Raw genomic sequence first — 25,896 nt, 5'->3', positions numbered from 1 at the left:
ACAAGTGACTGGTTCGGATTTTTTTAGTTTGAAGTATATGATCGTCGTCAGTCTAATAAGGAGGATTATTGTTGAATAACAAAAAAGAAAACAAGCTTTCCATTTTTGCCTTGGGCGGCGTAGGCGAAATTGGCAAAAACATGTATGCGGTACAATACGCGAACGATATTATTGTCATTGATTGCGGTTCCAAATTCCCGGACGAAGAGCTTCTGGGCATCGATATTATCGTGCCGGACATCTCTTACCTGATCGAGAACAAGGACAAAGTTAGAGCGATGCTCATTACGCACGGACACGAAGACCACATCGGCGGCCTGCCTTATATTCTTAAGCAGCTGAGCATGCCGGTATATGCGAGCCGTTTGACGATGGGTCTGATTGAAGGAAAGCTGAAAGAGGCCGGCCTGCTGGGTACGACGGAAAGAACGTTGATTCATTCCGATTCCGTTATCAAGCTCGGCTCGATGACAGCTTCGTTCTTCAAGACAAACCACAGTATTCCGGATTCGCTGGGTGTCGTGCTCGATACGCCGGAAGGCGTAGTCGTTCATACAGGTGACTTTAAGTTCGATCAGACGCCGGTTGGCGACTATCATGCGGATATTCATCGGATGGCGGAGATCGGCAGAAAAGGCGTTTTGGCGCTGCTCTCCGAGAGCACGAACGCAGAACGTCCGGGCTTCACGCCTTCGGAAAGAATTGTCGGCGCTAACTTCATCGACGCGTTCCGCAAAGCAGAACGCCGGGTTATCGTTTCGACGTTCGCTTCGAACGTACACCGGCTTCAGCAAGTTATTGACGCCGGCGCAGCTTCCGGACGAAAGCTGGCCGTTATCGGACGCAGCATGGTAAATATGATTACGATTGCATCGGAGCTTGGCTACTTGAACATTCCGGACGGAATGCTGATTGAGCCATCCGAAGTCAATCGTTTTGCGGACAATCAGGTCGTAATCCTGTGCACGGGCAGCCAGGGCGAACCGATGTCGGCGCTTACGCGCATGGCCCGCTCCAATCATCGCCAAGTCGAAATTTTGGAAGGCGACACCGTTATAATTTCGGCAACGCCAATTCCGGGCAATGAGCGAAGTATCGGACGTACGGTTGACGAGTTGTTCCGTCTTGGAGCAAACGTCATTTACGGCTCCGGCTCGCAGACCGGCATGCACGTTTCCGGCCACGGCAGCCAGGAAGAATTGAAGCTGATGCTTCAACTGATGGCTCCGAAGTATTTTATTCCGATTCACGGCGAGTACCGGATGCAGCTGCATCATAAGAAGCTGGCGGAAGCGGTTGGCGTTGACAGAGACAATATTTTCATTGTCGATAACGGCGAAATCGTAGAAATCGTAGGCGGAGACGCTCGCAAATCGGGTAAAGTGCCGGCGGGCAATACGTATATCGACGGTCTTGGCATCGGCGACGTTGGCAATATCGTGCTTCGCGACCGCAAGCATCTTTCCCAAGACGGCATTCTTGTCGTTGTAGTTACAATCAGCAAACAGGACAAAACGATCAAATCGGGACCGGATATTATATCCCGCGGCTTCGTATACGTACGCGAGTCGGAGGGGTTGCTGGAAGAAGCCGGCCGAATTGTATCGAGAACGATAACGAAATCGATCAGCGACAACGTCAACCAATGGACGACGCTGAAATCAAATGTGAAAGACTCGCTCGGACGATTCCTATACGAGCAAACGAAAAGAAAGCCGATGATCCTTCCTATCATCATGGAAGTGTAATCGGCGCCTAACCAGTCCACTTTATTTTCATGATTAGAGCCGATTAATAAACGAAAAGCCTTGATGCGACGCGGTGAATAGCCGTTGCTTGCTCAAGGCTTTTTTTGGCCTGTAAGCCGGTTGCGATCGTCTAGCTTGACATAGGGCGTAAGGGGGACTATAATCGACAGAAACTAACGTTCGTTAGGCAATGAGAACAAGCGTGAGGAGGCAGAAGCCGCATGAAGCAAACGGGAACACAACCGCCATCCACAGCGGGCAAAATAAAACAAGCGGCAGTCGTTATGTTCGCCGAATCCGGCTATGAGGGCACCTCGCTGTCGGAAATCGCCAAAGCGGTAGGCATCAAGACGCCATCCATTTATGCGCACTTTAAGTCGAAGGAAACGCTGTTCATGCAATTGCTTGAAGAGGGTATTGCAGAGGAGAAGGCGGCCTTTTATACGCTATTCCATGAATCGAAGCATAAAGGCACGCTGGAGCGCTTCCATGAAGTTTTCAACTTTTTCACCTCATTTACACAATTGTCAGCGGGCCAATCGTTTCTCAAACGGTCCATGCTGGTGCCGCCCCGGCATTTGCGGGATCAGCTGAGAATGAGCTTCATGGCGTATGAAACGGAAATTAACGAGCGGATGGAAAGCCTGTTTGAACAGGGCAAGAATGAAGGTGAATTCGCGGCTTCGCAAGATGTTCGGCGAATGATTGCGCAATTTTACAATGCGATAGACGGACTGCTGCTCGAGTTTCAAATCTATGCGTACGAAGTTTTTGCGGAAAGAAAACAAATCATAAGAGAATCATTGCTGCGGATGTGGACGGCAACGGCAACTTAGAGAGGACGGATTGGCTATGGGTTGGATTTATTTGATTTTGGCCGGTTTGCTGGAGGTAGGCTGGACATTAGGATTAAAGCATTCGAACGGATTTACGGAGCTCGTTCCGAGCATTATTACGGCTGTGCTTATTTTTCTCAGCTTTTTATTGTTTGCCCGTGTCATACAGACCATTGAAATCGGCACCGCATACGCGATTTTTACCGGTCTTGGAACGGTAGGCACGGTTATTGCAGGCATTGCTGCGGGCGAGTCTGCCGATTGGAAAAAACTGCTGTTCCTGACTGTGCTAGTCGTCGGAATTATCGGTCTAAAGCTTGTTTCAAACGACAAGCCGCAAGAGGATAAAGGAAAGGAGCTGGCCTAACATGGCTTGGTTGTTTTTGATTATATCGGGCTTGGCTGAGGTAGGCGGCGTTACTTCGATGAAGCTGTCGAACGGATTTCGCAATTGGAAAGGTACGGCAGGCGCGATTGTGTTCGGCATAGGCAGCTTTTATTTTTTGTCTAGAGCGCTTGAAGGCATTCCGCTCAGTACGGGGTACGGCATTTGGACAGGAATCGGCTCAGTCGGCAGCGTGCTGCTCGGGATGATTTTCTTCGGCGATTCGCGAAATTGGAAGAAGCTGCTGTTCGTCGGCCTTATTATGATCGGCGTTATCGGATTGAAAACGACCGGCGGAGGACATTAACACGGCTTCCATTTTCGCGTCAATCCTTATACAATGAGTGACATTAGGATACGGCAGCGAATTTGGGGGAGGGCCGGAAATGAAAATAGAGGAGAAGGATTTGCTTCGGCTGATTTCGCTGATCGAGCAGGAGCTGCTTTCGACATTGGAGCTGGAAGGCACAGACAGCAATGATCCCGTGCGGGTTCATCATATACCGAAAGACTGGAAGCTGCTCGGCGCCGGAAATTATGCGGCAGTGCTTTATCATTCCGACTATGAAAGTATGGCAGTGAAAGTTTACGCCCCTGGGCGTGAGGGCTGGGAAAACGAGCGCGAGGTGTATCGGCGCCTTGGCGATCATCCAGCCTATTCGGCCTGTCATCATTCGGCGCAGAGCAAAGGGGCTTCCTATCTCATTTTGCGAAGGCTGCGGGGGAAAACGTTATATCAGTGCCTAATGGAGGGAAAGCCAATTCCTCCCGGCGTCATTCAAGACATTGACGAAGCGCTTGAGTACGCCCGTAAGCGCGGCTTGAATCCGCATGACGTGCACGGTAAAAACACGATGGTATCGGGAGAAGGCAAAGGGCTGGTCGTCGATATTTCCGATTTTCTGAAGGATGAGCCTTGCTCGATGTGGCACGATTTAAAGAAAGCATATGATCGCGTCTATACGCCGTTCCTATCTAAAAACCCGGTTCCTATTCCGGAGTGGATGATGAACAGTATTCGCAAGGGTTACAGGTGGACGAAAAGCTTCTCTAGAGGAAGCCGTCAGTCATAGCATTCAGAGCGAAGAGGGCGGACAGGGCATAAAAAAGAGGCGGCAGCCGCTCATTTCGGAGCGGCAGCCGCCTTTTTAAATTAGCGGATTGGACTTGCGAATCAAGAGTAACGCGGCCGTCCTTGGAACGATTGGATGGCTCGGATTTTGCATGAAAAACGATTGTTAATGCTCGGAGTCGAATGCGGCGAGAAGCTCCTTGGCGCGGCTTTCATCCTTTTGAAGCACATGAATCCGTTTCAATGAACTGCCTTCCAACGTGATTTTCGATTTCACTCCATTCGCTTTGAAATGTGCTTGAAGTCTGTCAATCAGATCAGCCCGAGAACCGCCTTCGGTCCTGATGGCGATCCACCGCTTCCACCACAGCAGTGCCATCTTGCGCACCTCCCCGTTTTGCACAGAGTAGCCATTCCGTACATATGTATTCCGAATGCTTGTTGAAACATGACAACAGCTGGCAGTGTAAGAATGAAAATTTTCAGAATGAATTGGCAGTCTGTAGTACTGCGAGGTTAATAATGGTAAGATAGGGTCGTTCGATTGTATAGGCGAAGGAGGAAGATCAAACGTGAGTCAACTGACATCAATTAAGGATGCGGCTCAGCTCAATAACGGCGTGCATATGCCATGGTTAGGCCTTGGCGTTTATAAATCGCAGGAAGGCGAGCAAGTCGAAAAAGCGGTGGAATATGCGTTCGAAGCCGGCTACCGCCATATCGATACGGCGGCAGCGTACGGCAATGAAGAAGGAGTAGGCCGCGCTGTCGCAGCGAGCGGTTTGGCGCGCGAGGAACTCTTTATTACGACAAAAGTATGGAACAGCGACCAGGGTTACGAAAGTACGCTTCAAGCATTCGAGAATAGCCGCCGCAGACTGGGATTGGACGTTATCGATCTTTATCTCGTTCACTGGCCGGTTGCGGGCAAATATAAAGAAACATATCGGGCATTGGAGAAGCTGTACAAGGAAGGGTACATTCGAGCGATCGGCGTCAGCAACTTCCTTGTGCCGCATTTGACCGATTTGCTGGCGGATTGCGAGATCGTGCCGGCGGTCAATCAAGTGGAATTCCAGCCATTCTTGACGCAGCCCGAGCTGCAGACGTTCTGCCGCGACAAAGGCATTCAGTTGGAGGCTTGGAGTCCATTGATGCAAGGCAATCTGGACGTGCCGCTGCTTAAGGAAATTGGCGAGAAGTACGGCAAATCCGCTGCGCAGGTTGTGCTTCGTTGGGATTTGCAGAAAGGCGTCGTGACCATTCCGAAATCGGTGCGCAAGGAGCGTGTTGCAGAGAATGCCGATCTGTTTAATTTCGAGCTGACGGCAGAAGAAATTTGTGCAATCGATGGACTGAATGTACACCGCAGATACGGGAGCGACCCGATGAATTTCAATTTTTAAATTTTCGGTTTGACTGGATATTCGGAATATTCCGTAGGCCAACTTCGCAAGCTACTCAGGAATGGCTGTATCCTTTCTGTCAGCGCCATTCCGATTGATGCAATCGGGCGGCCTGACTATTGACAGATCGAACTGTAATTGATAAAATTACAGTACAAAACAGGGAGGCCGTTCACAGTGAACAGCGAATTTACAATTGCCGTACACAGTCTCGTGTATTTAGCTTATCTGCCTGATCGGATGGCAAGCAGCGAAATGATTGCCCATAATGTCGGAACGCATTCCGCTCGTGTCCGCAAGGTCATGAGCGGGCTGCGCAAAAGCGGTTACGTCGATACGCGCGAAGGCGCAGGCGGCGGCTATAAGCTGACGATGGATCCAAACGTTGTCACTTTGGGCGATATTTATCGGGTAATGGCGCAAGGCTCGTTTATTCCGAGCTGGTGCACCGGCAATCCGGAAATGGATTGCGTAGTCGGATCAAATATGAACCAGGTGATGTTTGGCATCTTCTGCAAGGCGGAGAAGCAGCTCGAGGCTCATTTCAGTGAAATTACGATCCAGGACGTACTGGGTCAAATTCACGAATGCGGCTGTTGACAGGCACGAGCAGTGGACGGTTTATTCCCTTATCATACATTTAGTTTAGGAAGGATGATTGACAATGGCAGTAGCATTGACGAAAGAAAACTTTTCGACAAGCGTTGAAAGCGGCGTATCCTTGGTAGATTTTTGGGCTCCTTGGTGCGGACCTTGCAAAATGCAGCTTCCAATCGTAGAGGAGCTGGCAACGGAACTGGAAGGCCAAGCGACAATCGCTAAAATCAACGTTGATGAGCAGCCTGAGCTGGCTGCCCAATTCGGCGTAATGAGCATCCCTACGCTGATTCTGTTCAAAGACGGACAGCCGGTAGACAAAATGGTCGGCCTGCAAAGCAAAGATGCTCTGAAAACAAAAATTTCGAACCAGCTGTAAGTTTAATACGAGCAGTGGATCGCGGAAATCCGCGCCGTCGCAACCATGAGTTGCGTCCGGCGCGGATTTTTTTTATTTTTTGTGCAACTTCCATTATGCGGCAAGCGTCTAAAGTTTTGGTAAATGCTTGTATACGAATTGAAGTGCATTCGAAAATCAATGATTAGGGAGAGTGTGAACAATTATGCGAAGCAAAAGGCATTTTGTAGCGTTGATGGCAGCGGCTATGCTGGCAACCAGCGTGCCATCCGCAGTATTTGCGGAAAGCGTATCGTCTGAAGCGCCTGCGGCAGTTGCTGAAAACAACGGCGTGACGGAGCAGCCGACAGATGTTGCTGTTTCTAAGGATAAAGCGGTATCCCTTGCCCGCGAGCTCGTGCAAATTCCGAAAGAATATAAGCTGCAAAGCGCATCCTACTATTCGGATGTGCTTGCGGGAGGCAAGCGCGGCCTATGGGGGCTTGATTTTGTATACCAAGCGAATGGCAAAACAAAAGGAACGATTTACGTCCGCATTAACGCCGACAACGGTCAGCTAGTGGAATTCAGCACTTATGTCGATAAGCCGAACGCTAAGCCGTCCTATCCGCTTAAAGTAGAACGCGAGGGCGCGCAAGATATCGCGATAAGCTACATTAACAAAGTGGCGGCTGCTTATAAGGATCAAGTGCAGTACAATCCGGATTACGGCGTGCAGCTGCTGCCTCCTCTGACAGGCGATGTGCGCCATACGATCCGTTACGACCGCGTCGTAAACGGCGTGCCGTATTACGATAACTTTATCGAGCTCGAAGTGGACAGCGAAGGCCATGTGATGCGCTATACGTTCAATTGGGACGATACGATCCAATTTCCGAAAGCAGAGCAGGTGTTGTCGCTTCAGGATGCGAATGCCAAGCTGAGCGAGCTTGCCGAGCCGCAATTGTCGTACATTATTCCTTATGGCGCGCCGGGAGGCGGAAAGCCTTCGCTTAGCTATGAAATGGGAGCGATGGCTATCGACGCAGTCGATGGCAAGATTCAAGAAAATCCTTACGGCTACGGTTACGGATACTATGGATATGGCGGATATTATGGATATAGCGGATATGCAGCGAACAATGTCTCCGACACCCCGGTTTCGGAGACGGCGCTGGGCAATAAGCCGATCGTGGGCAATCTGACGGAGAAGGAAGCGGTAGCAAAGGTTGAAGCCTCTTTCAAACTGCCTGAAGGCGCTGAATTCCGCGGATCGAACTACTATGAATATGCGAATGAAGCGACTGGCGAAAAAATGAAAAGGTGGAGCCTGGATTGGACGATTAGAAAGGACAATCAAGAAATAGGCTCCGCATATGCGAATGTAGACAGCCAGACGGGAGTGATTAACAATTTCTACTCCTACCAGTACAACGGCGTTGATCAAGAAGCTAAGCCGACTGTAACGTTTGCTCAAGCGAAGAGCACGGCGCTGGAGACTATTAAGAAACAGCTTCCTTGGCTGAGCAATGAGCTTTATTTGGTTGAGGTGGATGAGAAGACATACAATAACGGAAATCCGATGAACGAGTACTACTTTAACTTCGTTCATAAAGTTCATGGAGCAACCGTTACTTACGATTATATTAACGTAAGTATTGACGGCTTTACGGGCAACGCCCGCTCCTTCGATGCCCAAATCAGCAATCACAGCTATTCGACTGCAGCTCCTAAGCTCATTACGGAGAAGCAAGCGATCGAGAAATGGCTTACCTATTATCGTACGCAGCTGACTTATCAGTTGACGCCGCAATACGTATGGGACGGACAGCCGCTGCCGATCGAGAAGTACTTGCTTATGATAGCTTCAGGAGAGATCAAACCGGAAGAGGTCGAATACAAAACAGAAGCGAAGCTCGTCTACCGTCTTGTGCCGCGGCTTATCGATGAAGCCGTATTCCTTGATGCGGAAACAGGCAATTGGCGCAATCGCGAGACTGGCGATGTTACGCAGCTGGAAAAACCGAAAGCTACAGACATTAACGGCCACTGGGCGCAGCGTCAGCTGGAGCTGATGGTCGCTTATAAAGCGCTTGATGTGAAGGATGGAAAAGTAAATCCGAATGCGATCGTGACGCGCGGCGAGCTGATCAAGATGCTCGTGCTGTCGTTGAACGGCGGACGCAACCCATATCTCTATGGTTATGGCGCGGCGGCTGAGAAGGCATCGTTTAGCGACGTTGCAAAAGACTCCAGCTATTATGCCTACGTTGAAAATGCGCTGCAAAATAACTGGATCGACATTGGCGACGGCAGTTTTAACCCGGACGGGAAAGTGGACCGTGAAGAAATGGCGGAGCTTATCGTTCGCGCACTGGGCTACAATACGCTCGCCAATCATGACGAGTTGTTCAATATTTCGTTTAAAGACACGGCGGACATTGAGAAGAAAGGCCAAGCGGCAATTGTCGTCGGTCTGAAAATCATGTCGTTGTCGAGCGGCAAGTTTTTGCCGGATAAGGAAGTGACTCGCGCCGAAGCGGCAACAGCTTTCTTCCGCTTCCTCCAAGCGCGCGCTGATCTGCAAGAAGCGCCGCTCACCAACTAACGCAGCAGAAACGGCTTCGCCTTATCTTCTTATATTGGAACGAAAAACGCCGTCTTCTACGATATTGTATATCGTGAAGGCGGCGTTTTTTTGCGAATACTACGCTTGTTTGGGGAGGGCTTAGTCGGTTTTCTTATTGTTCGTTTGGTAATTGGTGACGGATTTCGCGTCTTCGATCGTATCGTTGACGAATGCCATATCTTGATTTTTTGCTTTCATGCCGGTTGTCCCTTTATAATTGCCTTTGTGGCTTTTGTTTTCCACGGATGCCACCTCCTTTGCTCGGTAGTATTATTTCCAGAGCGGGAAAGGCAATTCGCTTAATTGCTTACAGTTCCAGACAACGAGGAGTGTAGATGGTGCGTTTGAATCAATCGTTTTACAAATACGTCGTTTTTATTTTATTTGTCTTTTTTACGCTGTTGGTCGTACATCTGAGCAATGAGGCGTTAATTCGCAACGGCGATGCGTCTGCGACGATTAAATTTTTGTTCGTGCAATACGGAGTGTTGTTTGCGTTCGGTGCCAGTCTTCATATGCTGACCGCATCCGGTTTTCGGCTTCGGCTCAAGGAGACAGGCTGGACGTTGGCATTATCGCTTGTGCTCGTTGCCGGCTGCTATTTGCTTGCCGTGTTTACGACCGCCCTGCGGACCGAGGCGACAGGCTTTCTGAATGCGTTCATGCGGTTGGCGCTGGACGATCGCAGCCAACTGGTCGTCGTTGTGCTTGCCGGCTATTTATTTGGACGTTCGTTTACGGCAAAACGATCAATCGTCTAGTTGTTTGGAGTCGTCAAACCTGTTTGCAGCCGCATATGCTGAACTCATGGGACCGATCTGCAAGGGGAGGCGCGTGAGATGGGGGCATTTATGGACGGTTTGACGAGCATCGTGCTCGTTGCCCGCAATCAGCTTGCGTTGACGAAGCAATGTGTAGACAGCATAAGAAGAAATACGGCTGCGAATAGCTATGAGCTGATTCTGGTCGATAACGGCTCGGAGGACGGAACGGCACAATGGGCGTCCGAACAGGCTGATCTGAAAGTGATAGCAAACGATTATAATACAGGATTTCCAAAAGGGTGCAATCAAGGGCTTGAGCTCGCGAGAGGCGCCTTTTTGCTATTGCTGAATAACGATACGCTCGTAACGCCGGGATGGCTGGAAGGGCTAAAGCGAGGCTTGATAAGCGATGATGCAGTCGGCGCGGTTGGTCCGGTAACGAACTCGGCGTCCTACTGGAGTACGATCCCCGCGTTGTATACGACTGTGGAGGAACTGGAGCAGTTTGCCGTGGCGCTGCGAAGCGGGGGTGGGGCGGACGCCGGGGCGCAAGAGGAGCGTCTTAAGCTTGTCGGCTTTTGTATGCTGATTCGACGGGAAGCTTATGAAGCGATTGGCGGATTGGATGAAAGGTTCGGAATGGGCAACTTTGAAGATGACGATTATAGTTTGAGGCTTCGTCTGGCGGGCTACAAGCTGCTGCTTTGTCGCGACGCGTTCGTGCATCATTATGGCAGCGCCAGCTTCAAAGCGGATCGGGAGCTGTTTCAGAAATCTTACGATTTAGGGAAACGGAGCTTTATTGAGAAATGGGGATTTTCCTCCGAAGCGGGTCTCGCCATTCGGATGGATATGGTCTCGTTGATCGAGCAGGAAGCGCCGCCGCCGAGCTTGCCGGCGGGCGGCAGGATTACGGCGGCAGGCGGAGCGAAATTGCTTGAAATCGGCTGCGGCTGCGGCGCGACGCTGCTGCGATTGAAGCGACGCTATCCCGAGGCGGCGCTTTACGGAGCGGAGCCCAATGAGGGCGCTTCGCGAATAGCCGCAGCGGCTGGAATTAAGCTTTTGCAAGCCGAGGAAGACGGGAGCTGGCCGATTGAAGGCGGCAGTCTCGACGGAATCATCATTGGCGATGCTCATCGTTTTGCGGATAGCTCGCAGTTCGGGTTGCTTTGTTCGCTCTTGAAGCCGGGAGGCTGGCTAGCCGGTTCGTTCGTTAATCGGCATTATTATCGCCATTTGCTTGAATATATGAATCCTGCGAATGGAATTGCGGGTCAGCAGATGGCGGAAATGTACTCGATCGAGCAGGCGAAGGCGCTGTACGAACAAGCAGGTCTTCAATATCTTTCGATATATTTGAATGACGACGGCAGCGGCGGTGAAGGTACGCATATAGGCGGAGAAGGGGGCGTCGATTTCGAGGCGCTTGAACGATTGGTCAATAGGACAGGGTCTCCGGTTGACGGCCGGTTGACAGCCGGCAGCTTTATAATGTACGGCCGCAATGGAGACGCGGTTCAGCTTGCGGGCGATGCGGGTTCAGATTCAGTTGCAGTAGCAGTTTCAGCTTCTGATGATGTTAAGGACGGAATAGCGGGGGCGATAGAAGTGGAGCAGGACGCGGCGGAAGCTCATCAGCTTGCGGAACAAAATGACGTAAGCTTCAGCGGCGAGCGGCTGGTCATTAACCGTGAGGTGAAAGAGCATTACGGAGATGTCTATGAAGAGCATATTTCTCGCTATGAGCTGGCTTGCCGTTATGTGCCGGGGCTTACTGTGCTTGATGCCGCATGCGGAGCGGGCTATGGCAGCGCAATGCTGCGCCGGGCGGGAGCTGCGGAGACATTCGGCATTGATGTGGATGCCCGGTCAGTGGAGCTTGCGCAGCGCGATTACGGCGGCGAAGGCATACGCTTCGCCGTTGGCGACGTGTTGCAGCTGCCTTTTGCTTCCCGAAGCTTTGACGCAGTCGTTTCCTTTGAAACGATCGAGCATGTGCCGGACGGGGCGGCATGGCTTGCCGAGTCGGCGCGGGTGCTGAAGGATGGCGGGCTGTTTATCGTATCCACGCCGAACCGGACGGTGACCAATCCCCCTCTTTACTATGAGGAGCAGCCGCATAATTCGTTTCATCAGTTTGAATATCGAACGTCGGAGCTTGTCGGGGAGCTGCTCGAACATTACGATATCGAAGCGATGTTCGGCCAAAATCCGGTCGACGATTCCAGGTTTGCGTCGCTGAATTGGCTCCGCCAAATGAGCGGTCTCGTGCCGGGACGCGATGCCGGCCGCATCATGGAGCCGCAGGGGCACAAGCCGGTGCCGCTTAATCGCTTTAAAAGCTGCGAGCCGATGTACGTCATCGCCGTGTGCCGCAAGAAGCGGCGCTGATCCTGCGCGCTTGATGTGCTTGAATGGAGTAAGGCCGGAAACGGCCTTATTTTCGTGTTGGGGAAGCGGTCGCGAGAAGATAACGCCGAAAACGGCCTTAAAGGGGACCGAAGCAGTGCCCGCAGGTGGGCAAGGCCGCTTTTAAGGCTGAAAACGGTCTTAACGTTCCATGAGAGGAGTCCGGTGCGGGAAATAAGACCGAAAACGGCCTTACATAATAACGAGCGCAATGGACGGGCTTCACGCGTGAATTTTCTGCAGGCTTTCCTTGTATCGGCGCATCGGGTATAATGACCAGAGATTGTTACTTCGGGAAAATGGGGTGCTTTATCGCATGGCTTTGAAAGCTGGTATCGTTGGTTTGCCAAATGTCGGCAAATCGACTTTGTTTAATGCAATTACACAAGCGGGTGCCGAATCCGCAAACTATCCTTTCTGCACGATTGATCCGAACGTCGGCGTCGTTGAAGTTCCGGACAAGCGTCTCGAAAAATTGGTGGAACTGGTTACGCCGAAAAGCATCGTGCCTACCGCATTCGAATTTGTCGATATCGCCGGCCTTGTAGCTGGCGCGAGCAAAGGCGAAGGCTTGGGCAACAAGTTTTTGGCGCATATCCGCGAGGTTGACGCGATCGTTCACGTCGTCCGCTGCTTCCAGGACGAGAACATTACGCACGTTAACGGCAAAATCGATCCGCTTGGCGACATTCAGACGATCAACTTGGAGCTCGTTCTCGCCGACATCGACTCCGTTGACCGCAAAATCGAGCGTTCCCGCAAAAACCTGAAAGGCGGCGACAAAAAGATCGCTCAGGAAGTGGAAGTGCTGGAGCGCGTCAAAGAAGCGCTGTACAACGATAAGCCGGCTCGCAGCTTGGAGCTGAGCGACGACGAGAAGCTTCTTCTTCGCGACCTTCACCTGCTGACGATGAAGCCTGTGCTGTACGCGGCAAACGTAAGCGAGTCCGAAGTAGCCGATACGGACAACAACCCGTATGTGCAAGCGGTTCGTGACTTCGCCGCTGCCGAGAACGCGGAAGTTGTGCCTATCAGCGCGCGCGTTGAAGAAGAAATCGCCGAGCTGGAGGGCGAAGATAAAGCGATGTTCCTTGAGGAGCTGGGCTTGCAGGAATCCGGCCTGAACCGTTTGATCGCGGCAGCATACAAACTGCTCGGCCTGTACACGTATTTCACGGCTGGCGTGCAAGAGGTTCGCGCGTGGACGATTCGCCAAGGCACGAAAGCTCCGCAAGCGGCCGGCGTTATTCATACCGACTTCGAACGCGGCTTTATCCGCGCTGAAGTCGTATCGTTTGACGATCTCGCAGCAGCCGGCTCGATGAACGTTGCCCGCGAGCGCGGTCAGCTTCGTCTTGAAGGCAAAGATTATGTTGTAAAAGACGGAGACGTTATGCATTTCCGTTTCAACGTATAGTTTTATAAAGGCAGTATGAAAAGGAGACCTTCGCGGTCTTCTTTTTCGTGCTTGGCCTGATTAGGCGCGTTGAGGCTGGCACAGCAGTAGCTCTTTAGAGTCATGCGGCTTTGTTTGAAATGAATTACTCTGTTTAAGTATACGTTTTTAAAAGTTTCGACTAGGCAAACAAAGGAAGTGATAATGCCATGATGATAACAGGTAAAAGAAGCATGCTGCCGCTTCGGGTCATCGCTCAATGCTTCATTCTGATCATAATAGTCGGAGGCTTGTTTGGCGCGTTCGCGCCGTCCGCCTTCGCGCACGCGACGCTGGATCGCGCGACTCCGCAGGCGAATGAGAAAATGACGGCTTCGCCGCCTGAGGTGAAGCTGGTTTTTAGCGAGGCGATCGAACAGGGTGTCGGGGCTTTGGAAGTATTGGACACGAAAGCGCGGAAAGTAACATCAGAAACGGCTGCGCTTAGCGGAGACCGAACGACGCTAAGCCTCAAACTGCCGGAGCTTGCGGAAGGCGTCTATACGGTGTCCTACCGGATTGTATCGGAGGACGGGCATCCAGTAAGCGGCTCCTATGTTTTCGTCGTCGGCAATCCGCCGGAGTGGAAGGACGGCTCCGCCTTTAATGATGTTTATGGCGGAGGAGAAACGGATTCCCATGCGTTGTCCAGCGACAATTGGCTGCTTTATACCGCAAGAATTATTTATTATGCCGCGCTCTTGATTGCGGCGGGACTCATGCTCTGGGGGGCTGCATACCGTAAAGCAAATGATTCTGTTGCAGCTGTTTTCCGCCGCTTGCTGCTCATTTCGTTGAGGGCGCTGCTGCTTTCGCTGCTTGTCCTTATTTTTCTGCAGTCGAAAGATATTATGGAGGGGCAGCCGCTTAGCGCCTGGGGGCAGCTGTTTACCGGTACGGCGTCCGGCCGCGCATGGCTGGAATTAATCGCGCTTACGCTGGCGGGCTTCGCGATATTAAGCATAAAGCAGGGAACGGGAATACGCGCAGCTGTACAGCTGCTGTGGGCATTAATCATTGTTGCTGTCGAGAGCATGCTGGGACATCCGGCTGCAAATGATCCAAAGCTGCTCACGATTGCAGGTGATTGGATTCATTTGCTCGCTGCTTCAATTTGGGCGGGAGGCTTGCTCGCGCTGCTCGTTCTTTGGTTCGAGGATCGGAAGGAAGCGGGACGTTTCGGAGCGTTTTTTTCCCGGGGGGCATTGATTGCGCTCGTATCTCTTGTCGTTACGGGCATCGGTATGACGCTGCTCTTTTTGCCTAAGCTGTCCTATTTGTGGTTGACGCCATGGGGCGTTATGCTGACTATAAAAGCCGGGCTGACGCTGCTCGTTATTGCGACGGGGGCTTGGCTGCGGCTGCGAATGAGGAAGGGCGGCATTCCCGATGGAAGGCTGCTGCGGGTCGATACAGCGCTTATGCTCGTTATCGTCGGCATCGCGGCTATATTCACTTACGTAAGCCCGCTGCCGTCCAATGATCCGGTTCATTATCATCAGATGGGCGAGGATGTGCACTATACGCTGGAAATTTCACCGAATATACCGGGCGGGAGCAATGCGGCGACGCTTCAAGTTTGGCTGCCGGAGCAGCTGGGCGAACCGAAGTCAGTCGTGTTGAGGCTTCGCTCGGAAGGGCGCGAGGATGCGCCGATCGACGTTCCGATCGCTAAGTTTGACGATCAATCTTACGATACGTTCGAGGGCTTCGTCCGCACGTCGTATCAAGCGAAAGGCGCTTTTCTGCCGTATGCGGCCAAATGGAAGGCGGAAATTCGGATATTGACGAAAGAGGATGTCGAGATTGTAAAAGAGGTCAGCTTTGTGAATTACTAAATTAGGCGATGACGTAAAGGACACAATTTTTTCACGATTGTATAGCCCATTCGAGTCATGACCGCCCCTTCGGTATTCCGTATACTTGGGAACGTGAGCAAGAGAGCTCGCGGTTCAATTATCGGAAGGGGTTGGGATGAGGATGAAAAAAATGCAAACATGGTTCGCGGCGACGTCTGTCGCGGTTGGTTTGTTTCTTTTCGCGGGGCTGGCTAGCGCGCACGTAACGGTGCAACCGAAAGAGGTGCCGGCGAATTCCTATCAAGTATTCACTGTGCGCGTACCTAGCGAGACTAAAGGCGTGAATACGATAAAGGTGCAAGTGAAGGTGGCGGACGGCGCATCGGTATCACGCGTCGAACCGAAGCAGGGCTGGAGCTATGAGCTCGAGAAAAATGCCGACGGCGGCGTCGTTGGCGTAACTTGGACAGCCGAAAGCGGCGGCCTTAAAGAGACGGAATTTACCGAGTTCCGCATGAGCGGCAAAGTAAGCGAGACGGCAACCGAGCTGGTATGGCGCGCCTATCAGACATACAGCGATAACAGCATCGTCGAATGGGTTGGAGCGGAGGATGCGGATAAGCCTGCCTCGGTGCAGAAGGTGACGCCGGACGTCGCCAGCGAAGGAGACGGTCACGGAGCAGGGGCTGCCGCACATGCGGGAGCGGCTGGCGAGCAAGGCGAGTCGGAATCGCAGCTGCCGCTTATTTTGTCCATCGTGGCAGTCGTTCTTGGTGCGGCAGCGCTTGTGACGGCAGCGGCAAAAAAGAAAAAGTAAGTTGAAGGGCTGTTCTGCAAGGTCTCTATGTAGACTTTACGGGACAGTTTTTTTGTATGTGTTTTATTGCGGCGACTTGTTACTGGCGTAAGGGCCTTAAAGTTCGTTACGAGCCGCTCGGTCTCTCTTTTAGTGCAATCTAAGGGCCTCGCAGGCCGTTAGGAAAAAGAAATCGACTTGTTTTCGGCCAACTTCGGCGGATTGCTCGAGTGTAAGGGCACTGAAGTCCGCTACGAGGTGCTGGGTCTCTTTATTTTATGTACTCTAAGGGCCATGCAGGCTGTTAGAGCAATGATTAGGCGGTCGTCAGAGCGCAAGAAATAAGGGGAGGAATAGAAAGCTGAGGGCATTCTCGCACTTAGGCAAATACACCAGTCGTAACGATTGCGCTGATATGCTATAATAAAGGGTATTAATGCGGAATAATGACAGAGGTGACGAAAAGTGTTGGACCGTTTACAAGCGCTAGCCGACCGTTACGAGAAGCTAAGCGAATTGCTGTGCGATCCGGACGTGGCCGGCGATCCGAAACGCCTGCGGGAATATTCCAAGGAGCAGTCGGATTTGCAGGAGGCTTATGAAGCCTATACTGAATATAAGCATGTGTCGGAGCAGCTGGATGACGCAAAAGTGATGCAGGGCGAGAAGCTCGATGACGAAATGCGTGAAATGGTAAAAATGGAAATCGAAGAGCTTTCGGCGCGCAAGGAAGAGCTTGAGGAAACCATTAAGATCGTTCTTCTGCCGAAGGATCCGAACGACGACAAGAACGTAATCGTGGAAATCCGCGGCGCTGCCGGCGGCGACGAAGCGGCGTTGTTCGCATCCGACCTGTATCGGATGTATACGAAATTCGCGGATGCGCAGGGCTGGCGCGTAGAGCTGATGGATCTTAGCGAGAACGATTTGGGCGGCTTTAAAGAGGTCGTGTTTATGATCACGGGCAAAGGCGCTTACAGCAAGCTGAAATACGAGAGCGGCGCACACCGCGTGCAGCGCATTCCGGTTACGGAATCGGGCGGCCGTATTCATACATCGACGTCGACGGTCTCGGTTATGCCGGAGATCGAAGAGGTTGAAGTTGAAATTCTCGATAAAGACATCCGGATCGATACGTTCTGCTCCAGTGGAGCGGGCGGTCAGTCCGTTAACACGACAAAGTCGGCGGTTCGCGTATTGCACGTGCCGACAGGCATCATGGCGACTTGCCAGGACGGCAAATCGCAAAATGACAACAAGGCGAAAGCGTTGCAGGTGCTTCGCGCCCGCATTTACGACATTCGTCGCCAAGAGGAAGAAGCGAAATATGCCGGCGAACGGAAAAGCAAAGTCGGCACGGGCGACCGCAGCGAGCGGATTCGCACATACAACTTTCCGCAAAGCCGCGTAACCGATCACCGCATCGGTTTGACGCTGCATAAGCTCGATCAAGTGATGAACGGCGACATGGCGGAAATCGTGTCGTCGCTGACGATCGCTGAGCAAGCGGAATTGCTGGAGAAAGAACTGAATTAACCATTCGTTCGATTGGGGAGAGGTGCAAGCTTTCGCTTGCGCCTCTTTCTTATATGGATTTGAAGATAAGGGGACTATCTCAATGAGTGAAAAGGCTGCTGACCGGCCGTTTTATGAGCCGGCCTATACGATTAGGGAAGCCTGCTTGCAGGCTTCTTCGTTTTTGGCTGAGCAGGGCGTGGAGGAAGCGCGTCCGAATGCGGAACGGCTGCTGCTGCATGTGCTCGGCATCGAGCGTTCCGCGCTGCTCCGCGATTGGGCGGAGCGGTTTCCTTCTGAGAAGGCGGAGGCATGGATGGATGCCGTTCGCCGCAAGGCAGCGGGCGAGCCGGTGCAATATATTATCGGCGAGCAATGGTTTTACGGACGGCCGTTCGCGGTGACACCGGCCGTCTTGATCCCGCGCCCCGAGACGGAGCTGCTCGTCGAGGCGGTGCTGGAGGCGGCCGACGCATTATGGCCGCCTGAGGGCGCTGCCGCGCCGACGGTGCTGGACGTCGGGACCGGCAGCGGCGCCATCGCCGTGACGCTCGCTGCGCAGCGTCCGGGCTGGCGCGTGAACGCGTCCGACCTGTCGCCGGACGCGCTCGCTGTCGCCCGCGCGAATGCGGTCCGCCATGAGGCGGCGGACCGCATTTCGTTCGTGCAGGGCGACCTGCTGGCGCCGTTCGCGGTCGGCGCCGAGGGGGCGTCGGCCGGGTTGGCGGCCGACGTGCTTGTGTCCAATCCGCCGTATATACCGGCGGATGATCTCGCGGGCTTGCAGCGCGAGGTGCGCGACTTTGAGCCGCGGCTCGCGCTGGATGGCGGGGCGGACGGGCTGGACCCGTACCGCCGCATGGCGGAGCAGCTGCCGTTGCTGCGGCAGACGCCGCGCATCGTCGGCTTCGAGCTTGGCATGGGCCAAGCTCGCGACGTTGCCGCGCTGCTCGAGGCGTTCGGCGCCTGGGACGAGGTGCGCATCATCAACGACTATGCCGGCATAGAACGGCATGTGTTGGCGATTAAGCACACGAACTAGGCGGAGGCGCCATAGCTCGAGAAGCTCCCTCGTCTAGTCGGGCTTCGGCGTTAGCCTTAAGCCCAAAACCGGCCTTACAGCCGCGCCCCGCAGGAGCGCGCCGAGTTGTAAGGCCATTTTCGGGCTTACATGCGCGATAAGAGGCATGCCAGCGGCAAACAAAACAGCTGTAAGCCCAAAACCGGCCTTACAGCCGCGCCCCGCAGGAGCGCGCCGAGTTGTAAGGCCATTTTCGCGCTTACATGCGCGATAAGAGGCATGCCAGCGGCAAACAAAACAGCTGTAAGCCCAAAACCGGCCTTACAGCCGCGCCCCGCAAGTGTGCGCCGAGTTGTAAGGCCATTTTCGCGCTTACATGCGCGGAAAATAGGCATGCCAGCGGCAAACAAAACAGCTGTAAGCCCAAAACCGGCCTTACAGCCGCGCCCCGCAGGAGCGCGCCGAGTTGTAAGGCCATTTTCGCGCTTCTAGCAATCTTTTTAAAGAGATTATAGATTCAAAGGTTTATAGAGCGGGAATCGCGGACATACTGACGGATAGATACGTTCCGGAACGCAAGCTGAAGCACCGACGGGTGCATCGAGAGGAGCTTGTGTTATATGTCCCGCAATCATTCCCGTTTTTCTTATCGTAAATCGTACGGATACATTATTTTTGTTCTTATTATGCTCATTATGAGCTGGGAGCTTCAGCAGATGGATGCTGCTGTTGCGAGCGGTCAAATCCCGCAAGAATCGATTCGTCTGCGCATTTTAGCCAATTCGGACGCTCCTGCCGATCAAGCGGTCAAACGCGTCGTTCGGGACGCTGTTGTGGACGCCATGAACAATTGGGTAACAGGTCCGCAAACGATTGAAGAAGCGCGTGTTACGATGCAAAGCCACATGGGCGAAATTGAAGCGATCGTTGGCGACGTACTGGAAAGCCGCGGCTTTGATTACTCCTATAGCGCCCAACTGGGCATGGTTCCTTTTCCTGCGAAAATGTACGGCGGAGACGTGTATCCTGCCGGTGAATATGAAGCATTGCTGATTACGCTTGGCGAAGGCAAAGGACAAAACTGGTGGTGCGTGCTTTTCCCGCCGCTCTGCTTTGTTGATGCGGCTACGGGCGAGGCTGCGCCGGCTGATGAAGCAGCTCTGGCGTCTGCGGATGCCGCTTCCGACAAAACTGCCAAATCCGCTCAATCGCCGGATCAAACAGATGCCAAGCTTGTTAAGGCCGACAAAAAGCAAGCGGAATCCGGCTCCAAAGCCGCCGATGCCGACAAAGCAGAAGGCGAAGCGCCGGAAGCGAAGTTTTTCCTGTGGGAAATGCTTCAAAAGCTAGGCGCCTGGTTAAAAGGCCTGTTTGCTTAATTTGAATCTTAATCTCAATCTCAATCTCAATCTCACAATCTAAAGCTTGACCTTGTCGCCAAATCGGCATGTGTTATAATAACGCCATTAGTAAGTTGCCGAAGTTTCATTTTCCATTACGAACGAGCAAAGGTTGAGCATAGATGATGACGACGAAACAGTGGCGGATTGTTGAAGAACAATCGTCCGAGCAGTCTGCGGACGCGTTAAGCGAGCAGCTGGCCGAGGCTGCACAATTGCTAAGGACAGGGAAGCTGGTCGCTTTTCCAACAGAGACGGTATACGGCATAGGGGCGGATGCGCGGAATTCGGACGCGGTAAGCGGCATTTTCAAGGCAAAAGGACGACCGTCCGACAATCCGCTTATTGTACATATTGCGGATGTCAGCCAATTGAATGGACTGGTGCATCCGTATCCGCAGCTGGCTAGCCGGCTGATGGAACAGTTCTGGCCGGGGCCGTTGACGATTGTGCTGCCGGTGCTGCCGGATGCGGTATCGCCGCTCGTAACGGCGGGACTTGCGACGGTCGGCGTACGCATGCCCGACCATACGGCAGCACTAGCGCTTATTCGAGGGGCCGGCTGTCCGGTCGCTGCGCCAAGCGCCAATCGCTCCGGGCGGCCTAGCCCGACAACAGCGGCGCATGTGCTGGAAGACTTGGACGGCGCGATTAGCGGCATTGTAGACGGAGGGCCGACCGGCGTCGGTTTGGAGTCGACGGTGGTCGAACTGACCGGTCCGAATGCGATTCGCATTTTGCGGCCTGGCGGCATTACAGCTGAGCAGCTGCGGCACGCCGTTCCCGAAGCGGAGGTCGACGCCCCTCCGCCGCCAACAGAATCGGCGGCGGCAGAGGCGGAAGCGCCTCGCTCGCCGGGCATGAAATATACGCATTACGCCCCGCGCGGCGTAATGGAGATCGTCCAAGGCGACGCCGCCAAAGTCGCCGCATATATTGAACAACAAGTCGCCGCAGCGAAGAGCCGCGGCGAGAAAACCGGCGTGCTCGCGTTCGCTGAGCGCGCGCCGCAGTTCGCTGCCGATGCCGTGCTCTCTTACGGCAGCGAAAGCCAGTTGGCACAGGCGGCGCAGCGTTTGTACGCCGCTCTTCGGCAGTTTGACGCCGAAGGCGTCCAGCGCATTTGGGCGGAAGGCTGCGAGGAGCAAGGCATCGGCATGGCGCTGATGAACAGGCTCGCTAAAGCGGCAGGCAATCGAATTACGCAGCTGTAACCGCATTGTTTTTTTACGCGTTTTGTCCAACGGCTTCAACCTCTTTGTATGTTTGTCCGCCTGCCCGCATATGTTGGGTAAAGAATGGATGGACAGGGAGGCGAGAGACGTGGATAACGCCGCATTGCACGCCGGTCAGTTTGCGACGCTGCTTATTATGGCGATGGCGCTCGGCATGGATGCTTTTTCGCTCGGCATCGGCATTGGATTGAAAGGAATCAGGCTGCGCGATATTTTGCGGCTAAGCGGCATTATTGCGCTGTTTCATATTATTATGCCTCTCGGAGGCATCTTTGCCGGTCAATTTGTAAGCGATCTGCTTGGCCATGTGGCGACGACTGCAGCCGGCGTGCTGCTTGTGCTGCTTGGCGGGCATATGATTTATAATTCGCTCAAGGGGGACGAGGTGCGCGCGTTCGATTATCGCTCCGGCTGGGGCACGATCGTTTTTGCATTAAGCGTAAGCATCGATTCTTTTTCTGTCGGCGTGACGCTCGGGATGTTCGCGGCCGATTTACTGCTGGCGATTTTATTGTTCGGCTTTTTCGGCGGGCTGATGTCGAGCATGGGGCTGATGCTGGGCCGCAAAGTGAGCCGCAACCTTGGCGGTTACGGCGAAGCGTTCGGAGGGGCCATTCTTTTTGTGTTTGGCGTTCTGTTTATTTTGTAAGCAGCGGGCGTAAAATGCTAATTTTGTCCTGTTAACTTAACCTTTCAGAGATATGATAAAATAGAGCTATGTTGAAAATGATCGTGCTCACCAATAGAGAGGGGGATGCAGCTTGACTCGCATCTTGTTCGTATGTACCGGCAATACTTGCCGTTCGCCAATGGCTGAAGCGATGCTGAAAGATATGGCGCAGCGCGAAGGTTTACGGATCGAGGTTCGTTCAGCCGGAGTCTCCACGATTGACGGATTGGCGATTTCTGGCCATGCCGCACAGACGCTTCGCGAGAAGCGCGTTGAGCATCACGGAGCATCACGGTCCATTAGCGGCGAGGCGGTTGATTGGGCGGATCTGATTCTAACGATGACTTCCGGACATAAAAGAGGTCTGCTTCAATGGTATCCCGAGGCAGTCGACAAAACCCATACGCTGAAGGAGTTTGCGCATCAGAATGAGTCGGCGGTTGCCGATATCGAAGAGCTGGAGAGACTCTATTCGGAGATGCATTTGAAGCAGGCGCTCGGGCAAAAGCTGACAGCGGAAGAGCGGGCGAAGCTGCTTGAGCTGGAGTCGCGCATTCCGAGCATGGATATTGTCGATCCGTTTGGCGGCACGCTTGATATGTATCGCAGCTGCGCGAATGAAATCGAAGTCGGGCTGCAGAAGCTTCTGGAAAAGCTAAAAAACAGCGAAACACATTATTGATTTTCAGTTAGGTTTCGGCTATGATGAAGGTACAAAGACGGTTTCCGATGTGACTGGCGACGGAAGTGGGCAACCACGGTGGAGCATCGGAACATACGGCCGGTCGCCTGGGCAAAGAGCAGCATGCTGAAGAGCATGTCATGCTCTTTTTTCGTCTTTTCGGCCGCATTCGAATGGTGCCGAAGGCTTGCGCATATTTCTCAACGCAAAACAAAGCAAGCCGTTTCTGCTTTGGGTATAATAAGACCGTATGCTCGGGAAGAACACGAAAATGACAGGGCTATATGGCCGCAACACATTTCAGGAGGCTATCCATTATGAAAATTGCAATCGGCGCGGATCACGCGGGCTACCGTTTGAAAGACGAAATTGTTCCATACCTTATCTCGCTCGGACATGAGATCGAAGATCTCGGCTGCGACTGCAGCCAATCGGTTGACTATCCAGACTACGCGCTCCCTGTTGCCGATCGTGTTGTGAAAGGCCAAGCGGACCGCGGCATCCTCATTTGCGGAACTGGCATCGGCATGTCGATTGCGGCGAATAAAGTGCCCGGCATCCGTTGCGCGCTCGTGCATGATATGTTCTCGGCGCAAGCGACACGCGAACATAACGATACGAACGTGTTGGCAATGGGCGAGCGGATTGTCGGACCTGGCGTTGCACAGGAAATTGTTCGCATTTGGCTGGATACGCCATTCTCGAACGGCGGGCGCCATCTTGGCCGCGTAAACAAAGTGATGGAAATCGAAAAGCAATTCACGCGTTAACACAGGATGGACTAGAAGGGGACGATCATCAATGAGCGACAATATACAAGCAGTTGCACATGATCCTAACCAGAATATAGCGGCGGATGTCGAGCGAATCGTTCGGGAATTAGCCGCAGCGGGCAGCTTGTCCCCGGGACAGCTGCTCGTAATTGGCACCAGCACAAGCGAAGTGCTGGGGCAGCGAATCGGCACTTCCGGAACGGTTGAAGCGGCCGCGCAAATTTTCGCCGGCGTAGAAGCGGCTCGCCGGGATCTTGGGTTTTATCCGGTGTTCCAATGCTGCGAGCATTTGAACCGGGCGCTGGTCGTTAACCGTGAAGCGGCCGAGAAGTACAGCTTGGAGATCGTCGCTGCCGTACCCGTTCCGAAAGCGGGAGGATCAATGGCGGCTTATGCGTTCCGGCATCTTCAAGACGCAGTCCTGGTTGAGACTGTCTCGGCTCACGGGGGCATTGATATTGGCGATACGTTTATTGGCATGCACCTGCGGCGGGTTGCCGTTCCGGTACGTCCGTCGATTCGAAAGATCGGCGAAGCGCATGTTACGATGGCGTTCGCAAGACCGAAGCTGATAGGCGGCGTTCGCGCCGTTTACTCGCTGGAGGCGGAAGGCGGAGCCGGCGGCGGCGGCCTGGCGATAGAGCAATCGCCGGGAACCTGCGATTAAGCAGGCTGCAATACAAGCGTTATTTTGTTATAACCATATGCTTTTAGCAAAATATGACGAGGCAAGCTGCTTCGTACAATCTAAGGAGGCAATATCATGGAAAATCTACGTAAACAAGATCCAGAAGTTTTGAAGGCAATGGGCCTTGAGCTGCAGCGCCAACGCGACAACATTGAGTTGATCGCTTCTGAGAACATCGTTAGCGAAGCGGTTATCGAAGCGCTTGGTTCCGTACTGACGAACAAATATGCGGAAGGCTACCCAGGCAAACGTTTCTACGGCGGCTGTGAGCACGTTGACGTTGTTGAAGATATCGCCCGCGATCGCGCGAAAGAAATTTTCGGCGCTGAGCATGCGAACGTTCAGCCTCACTCCGGCGCGCAAGCGAACATGGCAGTTTACCTTGCTGTGTTGAAACCTGGCGACACGGTTCTCGGCATGAACCTGGCGCACGGCGGCCACTTGACGCACGGCAGCCCGGTTAACGCATCCGGCTTGCTGTACAACTTCGTTGCTTACGGCGTTAGCGAAGATACATTCACAATCGATTATGAAGAAGTGCGCAAAGCGGCTTTCAAACATCGCCCTCGTCTGATCGTTGCAGGCGCAAGCGCGTACCCGCGTACGATCGACTTCGAAAAACTCGGCAAAATCGCTCAAGACGTAGGCGCATTGTTCATGGTGGACATGGCGCACATCGCAGGTCTGGTAGCTGCGGGTCTGCACCCAAGCCCAGTTCCTCACGCGCATTTTGTTACAACAACTACGCACAAAACGCTTCGCGGACCACGCGGCGGCATGATCTTGTGCCGTAAAGAATGGGCTCCTGCTATCGATAAAGCTGTATTCCCTGGTTCTCAAGGCGGTCCTTTGATGCACGTTATCGCTGCGAAAGCAGTCGCTTTCGGCGAAGTGCTTCAGCCTTCCTGGAAACAATACGCGCAGCAAGTAATCAACAATGCAAAAGTGCTTGCTGAAACTTTGATCGGCGAAGGCATCAACATCGTTTCCGGCGGAACAGACAACCACTTGATGCTCGTTGATACGCGCAGCCTGAACATTACAGGCAAAGCGGCTGAGCATGTGCTTGATTCCATCGGCATCACAGCTAACAAAAACGCGATTCCTTTCGATCCTACGAGCCCGTTCATCACAAGCGGCATTCGTCTTGGTACGCCAGCGGCTACTTCCCGCGGTATGGACGAAAAAGCAATGAAAGTAATTGGCGAAGTTATCGCGATGACGCTTAAAAATCCGGAAGATGAAGCGGTGCTGACAAAAGCGCGCGGTCTCGTTCGCGATCTGACTGCTCAATATCCGCTCTATCCTTTGATGAAATACTAGTTAAGGCTTATCATTGCAATACAAATGGCGTTGCAGGATGCTCTTCTGCACCGCCATTTTTTTTAATATAATAACGTTATCGTTATTCGTCTCTTTAAGGGGTGTCCCGGAATCATCAGTTGATGAGTCCGGGACACCCCTTTTTTCCGCTCGCGGCGTATTAAGAATGGTCAGTTGCAGCATCCTATACCTAATCGTTGGAATGACAATTTCATTCTGTGTATACAGAACCAATTGTATGATATGGTAATTGACAGTCCGCCAAATCGTATTGTATATTGATATTCGTGTAAAAGTATTTAACATGCGATAATAATACGTTTTTGGCGTTGGAATTGATAATTATCCTGTAGATTTCTAATTAATATTGACA

General features: G+C 52.9%; 24 protein-coding genes, 1 pseudogene and 1 riboswitch. Of the genes and pseudogenes, 23 read left to right on the top strand and 2 right to left on the bottom strand.

The annotated features are described in order from the left end of the window. Positions 1 to 71: 71 nt before the first annotated feature. From GOM71_RS04155 to GOM71_RS04135, 5 genes and pseudogenes are all read left to right on the top strand, one after another. Positions 72 to 1,748 carry a ribonuclease J gene (locus tag GOM71_RS04155; protein ID WP_156278485.1) on the top strand — a complete coding sequence of 559 codons (1,677 nt, stop codon included), beginning with the start codon at positions 72 to 74 and terminating at the stop codon, positions 1,746 to 1,748. A 221-nt stretch (positions 1,749 to 1,969) separates the two neighbouring features. Then, positions 1,970 to 2,144 (top strand): annotated as a pseudogene (locus GOM71_RS25095) (TetR/AcrR family transcriptional regulator); the annotation flags it as partial. Between the two features lie 456 nt (positions 2,145 to 2,600). After that, positions 2,601 to 2,951 carry a DMT family transporter gene (locus GOM71_RS04145; RefSeq protein ID WP_156278483.1) on the top strand — a complete coding sequence of 117 codons (351 nt, stop codon included), beginning with the start codon at positions 2,601 to 2,603 and terminating at the stop codon, positions 2,949 to 2,951. A gap of 1 nt (position 2,952) precedes the next feature. After that, entirely contained in the window at positions 2,953 to 3,276 is a 324-nt protein-coding gene (locus GOM71_RS04140) for a DMT family transporter (protein ID WP_156278482.1), read from the top strand. Positions 3,277 to 3,355: 79 nt separating this feature from the next. Continuing rightward, entirely contained in the window at positions 3,356 to 4,042 is a 687-nt protein-coding gene (locus GOM71_RS04135) for a serine/threonine-protein kinase (RefSeq protein ID WP_156278481.1), read from the top strand. A gap of 165 nt (positions 4,043 to 4,207) precedes the next feature. Here GOM71_RS04135 and GOM71_RS04130 read toward each other — a convergent pair whose 3' ends face one another. After that, on the bottom strand, positions 4,208 to 4,420 hold the full coding sequence (locus GOM71_RS04130; RefSeq protein WP_156278480.1) for a hypothetical protein: 213 nt from the start codon (positions 4,418 to 4,420) through the stop codon (positions 4,208 to 4,210). A gap of 247 nt (positions 4,421 to 4,667) precedes the next feature. Here GOM71_RS04130 and GOM71_RS04125 point away from each other — a divergent pair, with 247 nt between their 5' ends. The 4 genes from GOM71_RS04125 (at position 4,668) to GOM71_RS04110 (ending at position 8,989) form a co-directional block, all read left to right on the top strand. Further along, positions 4,668 to 5,447, top strand: a complete 780-nt coding sequence (locus GOM71_RS04125; protein WP_156278535.1) for an aldo/keto reductase — start codon at positions 4,668 to 4,670, stop codon at positions 5,445 to 5,447. 177 nt (positions 5,448 to 5,624) lie between these two features. Next, positions 5,625 to 6,047 carry an RrF2 family transcriptional regulator gene (locus tag GOM71_RS04120; protein WP_367649462.1) on the top strand — a complete coding sequence of 141 codons (423 nt, stop codon included), beginning with the start codon at positions 5,625 to 5,627 and terminating at the stop codon, positions 6,045 to 6,047. Between the two features lie 64 nt (positions 6,048 to 6,111). Then, a complete protein-coding gene (trxA, locus tag GOM71_RS04115) occupies positions 6,112 to 6,423 on the top strand; it encodes a thioredoxin (RefSeq protein ID WP_156278478.1) in 312 nt (103 codons plus the stop codon). 184 nt (positions 6,424 to 6,607) lie between these two features. Then, positions 6,608 to 8,989, top strand: a complete 2,382-nt coding sequence (locus GOM71_RS04110; protein ID WP_156278477.1) for an S-layer homology domain-containing protein — start codon at positions 6,608 to 6,610, stop codon at positions 8,987 to 8,989. Positions 8,990 to 9,109: 120 nt separating this feature from the next. Here GOM71_RS04110 and GOM71_RS04105 read toward each other — a convergent pair whose 3' ends face one another. Next, positions 9,110 to 9,253 carry a hypothetical protein gene (locus GOM71_RS04105; RefSeq protein ID WP_156278476.1) on the bottom strand — a complete coding sequence of 48 codons (144 nt, stop codon included), beginning with the start codon at positions 9,251 to 9,253 and terminating at the stop codon, positions 9,110 to 9,112. A 95-nt stretch (positions 9,254 to 9,348) separates the two neighbouring features. On the opposite strand from GOM71_RS04105, the gene GOM71_RS04100 reads away from it, so the two are divergent. The 14 genes from GOM71_RS04100 (at position 9,349) to GOM71_RS04035 (ending at position 25,523) form a co-directional block, all read left to right on the top strand. Next, positions 9,349 to 9,771 (top strand): hypothetical protein, encoded by a 423-nt coding sequence (locus GOM71_RS04100; protein WP_216651704.1) that lies wholly within the window; start codon positions 9,349 to 9,351, stop codon positions 9,769 to 9,771. A 78-nt stretch (positions 9,772 to 9,849) separates the two neighbouring features. Then, positions 9,850 to 12,168 carry a methyltransferase domain-containing protein gene (locus tag GOM71_RS04095; RefSeq protein ID WP_156278474.1) on the top strand — a complete coding sequence of 773 codons (2,319 nt, stop codon included), beginning with the start codon at positions 9,850 to 9,852 and terminating at the stop codon, positions 12,166 to 12,168. Between the two features lie 334 nt (positions 12,169 to 12,502). Beyond that, positions 12,503 to 13,603, top strand: coding sequence for a redox-regulated ATPase YchF (ychF, locus tag GOM71_RS04090; RefSeq protein ID WP_156278473.1), 1,101 nt, complete (start codon positions 12,503 to 12,505; stop codon positions 13,601 to 13,603). Positions 13,604 to 13,791: 188 nt separating this feature from the next. After that, complete coding sequence (locus GOM71_RS04085; protein WP_253944688.1) at positions 13,792 to 15,459, top strand: copper resistance CopC/CopD family protein; 1,668 nt, start codon at positions 13,792 to 13,794, stop codon at positions 15,457 to 15,459. A gap of 142 nt (positions 15,460 to 15,601) precedes the next feature. Then, positions 15,602 to 16,237, top strand: coding sequence for a YcnI family copper-binding membrane protein (locus GOM71_RS04080; protein ID WP_156278472.1), 636 nt, complete (start codon positions 15,602 to 15,604; stop codon positions 16,235 to 16,237). 444 nt (positions 16,238 to 16,681) lie between these two features. Further along, positions 16,682 to 17,752 carry a peptide chain release factor 1 gene (prfA, locus tag GOM71_RS04075; RefSeq protein WP_367649461.1) on the top strand — a complete coding sequence of 357 codons (1,071 nt, stop codon included), beginning with the start codon at positions 16,682 to 16,684 and terminating at the stop codon, positions 17,750 to 17,752. An 82-nt stretch (positions 17,753 to 17,834) separates the two neighbouring features. Next, complete coding sequence (gene prmC, locus GOM71_RS04070; RefSeq protein ID WP_156278471.1) at positions 17,835 to 18,773, top strand: peptide chain release factor N(5)-glutamine methyltransferase; 939 nt, start codon at positions 17,835 to 17,837, stop codon at positions 18,771 to 18,773. A gap of 599 nt (positions 18,774 to 19,372) precedes the next feature. Then, positions 19,373 to 20,131 (top strand): stage II sporulation protein R, encoded by a 759-nt coding sequence (spoIIR, locus tag GOM71_RS04065; protein WP_156278470.1) that lies wholly within the window; start codon positions 19,373 to 19,375, stop codon positions 20,129 to 20,131. A 143-nt stretch (positions 20,132 to 20,274) separates the two neighbouring features. Then, positions 20,275 to 21,366 (top strand): L-threonylcarbamoyladenylate synthase, encoded by a 1,092-nt coding sequence (locus tag GOM71_RS04060; protein WP_156278469.1) that lies wholly within the window; start codon positions 20,275 to 20,277, stop codon positions 21,364 to 21,366. Between the two features lie 157 nt (positions 21,367 to 21,523). Continuing rightward, positions 21,524 to 22,036 (top strand): manganese efflux pump, encoded by a 513-nt coding sequence (locus GOM71_RS04055; protein ID WP_253944697.1) that lies wholly within the window; start codon positions 21,524 to 21,526, stop codon positions 22,034 to 22,036. Between the two features lie 112 nt (positions 22,037 to 22,148). Continuing rightward, a complete protein-coding gene (locus tag GOM71_RS04050) occupies positions 22,149 to 22,739 on the top strand; it encodes a low molecular weight protein arginine phosphatase (protein WP_156278467.1) in 591 nt (196 codons plus the stop codon). Positions 22,740 to 22,778: 39 nt separating this feature from the next. After that, a riboswitch (ZMP/ZTP riboswitch) is annotated at positions 22,779 to 22,859 on the top strand. Positions 22,860 to 23,056: 197 nt separating this feature from the next. Then, entirely contained in the window at positions 23,057 to 23,509 is a 453-nt protein-coding gene (gene rpiB, locus GOM71_RS04045; protein ID WP_156278466.1) for a ribose 5-phosphate isomerase B, read from the top strand. Between the two features lie 31 nt (positions 23,510 to 23,540). Further along, on the top strand, positions 23,541 to 24,179 hold the full coding sequence (locus tag GOM71_RS04040; RefSeq protein ID WP_156278465.1) for a TIGR01440 family protein: 639 nt from the start codon (positions 23,541 to 23,543) through the stop codon (positions 24,177 to 24,179). 96 nt (positions 24,180 to 24,275) lie between these two features. Continuing rightward, positions 24,276 to 25,523, top strand: a complete 1,248-nt coding sequence (locus GOM71_RS04035; protein WP_156278464.1) for a serine hydroxymethyltransferase — start codon at positions 24,276 to 24,278, stop codon at positions 25,521 to 25,523. The last annotated feature ends 373 nt before the right edge of the window (positions 25,524 to 25,896 follow it).

This window comes from Paenibacillus sp. NEAU-GSW1 (assembly GCF_009737085.1).
Taxonomy (GTDB): Bacteria; Bacillota; Bacilli; order Paenibacillales; family Paenibacillaceae; genus Pristimantibacillus.
The sequence above is the reverse complement of the archived record's forward strand: the minus strand, read 5'-3'. Positions and strand labels throughout refer to the sequence as shown.

What these genes read in the sequence shown, in the direction of transcription:
- GOM71_RS04085 (WP_253944688.1), top strand. Translation starts at nt 13,792, where the DNA reads ATGATGATAACAGGTAAAAGAAGCATGCTGCCGCTTCGGGTCATCGCT.
- GOM71_RS04135 (WP_156278481.1), top strand. Translation starts at nt 3,356, where the DNA reads ATGAAAATAGAGGAGAAGGATTTGCTTCGGCTGATTTCGCTGATCGAG.
- GOM71_RS04035 (WP_156278464.1), top strand. Translation starts at nt 24,276, where the DNA reads ATGGAAAATCTACGTAAACAAGATCCAGAAGTTTTGAAGGCAATGGGC.
- spoIIR (WP_156278470.1), top strand. Translation starts at nt 19,373, where the DNA reads ATGTCCCGCAATCATTCCCGTTTTTCTTATCGTAAATCGTACGGATAC.
- GOM71_RS04130 (WP_156278480.1), bottom strand. Translation starts at nt 4,420, where the DNA reads ATGGCACTGCTGTGGTGGAAGCGGTGGATCGCCATCAGGACCGAAGGC.
- ychF (WP_156278473.1), top strand. Translation starts at nt 12,503, where the DNA reads ATGGCTTTGAAAGCTGGTATCGTTGGTTTGCCAAATGTCGGCAAATCG.
- GOM71_RS04055 (WP_253944697.1), top strand. Translation starts at nt 21,524, where the DNA reads ATGGCGATGGCGCTCGGCATGGATGCTTTTTCGCTCGGCATCGGCATT.
- GOM71_RS04060 (WP_156278469.1), top strand. Translation starts at nt 20,275, where the DNA reads ATGATGACGACGAAACAGTGGCGGATTGTTGAAGAACAATCGTCCGAG.
- GOM71_RS04140 (WP_156278482.1), top strand. Translation starts at nt 2,953, where the DNA reads ATGGCTTGGTTGTTTTTGATTATATCGGGCTTGGCTGAGGTAGGCGGC.
- GOM71_RS04040 (WP_156278465.1), top strand. Translation starts at nt 23,541, where the DNA reads ATGAGCGACAATATACAAGCAGTTGCACATGATCCTAACCAGAATATA.
- trxA (WP_156278478.1), top strand. Translation starts at nt 6,112, where the DNA reads ATGGCAGTAGCATTGACGAAAGAAAACTTTTCGACAAGCGTTGAAAGC.
- rpiB (WP_156278466.1), top strand. Translation starts at nt 23,057, where the DNA reads ATGAAAATTGCAATCGGCGCGGATCACGCGGGCTACCGTTTGAAAGAC.
- prmC (WP_156278471.1), top strand. Translation starts at nt 17,835, where the DNA reads ATGAGTGAAAAGGCTGCTGACCGGCCGTTTTATGAGCCGGCCTATACG.
- GOM71_RS04095 (WP_156278474.1), top strand. Translation starts at nt 9,850, where the DNA reads ATGGGGGCATTTATGGACGGTTTGACGAGCATCGTGCTCGTTGCCCGC.
- GOM71_RS04125 (WP_156278535.1), top strand. Translation starts at nt 4,668, where the DNA reads ATGCCATGGTTAGGCCTTGGCGTTTATAAATCGCAGGAAGGCGAGCAA.
- GOM71_RS04080 (WP_156278472.1), top strand. Translation starts at nt 15,602, where the DNA reads ATGAAAAAAATGCAAACATGGTTCGCGGCGACGTCTGTCGCGGTTGGT.
- GOM71_RS04110 (WP_156278477.1), top strand. Translation starts at nt 6,608, where the DNA reads ATGCGAAGCAAAAGGCATTTTGTAGCGTTGATGGCAGCGGCTATGCTG.
- GOM71_RS04145 (WP_156278483.1), top strand. Translation starts at nt 2,601, where the DNA reads ATGGGTTGGATTTATTTGATTTTGGCCGGTTTGCTGGAGGTAGGCTGG.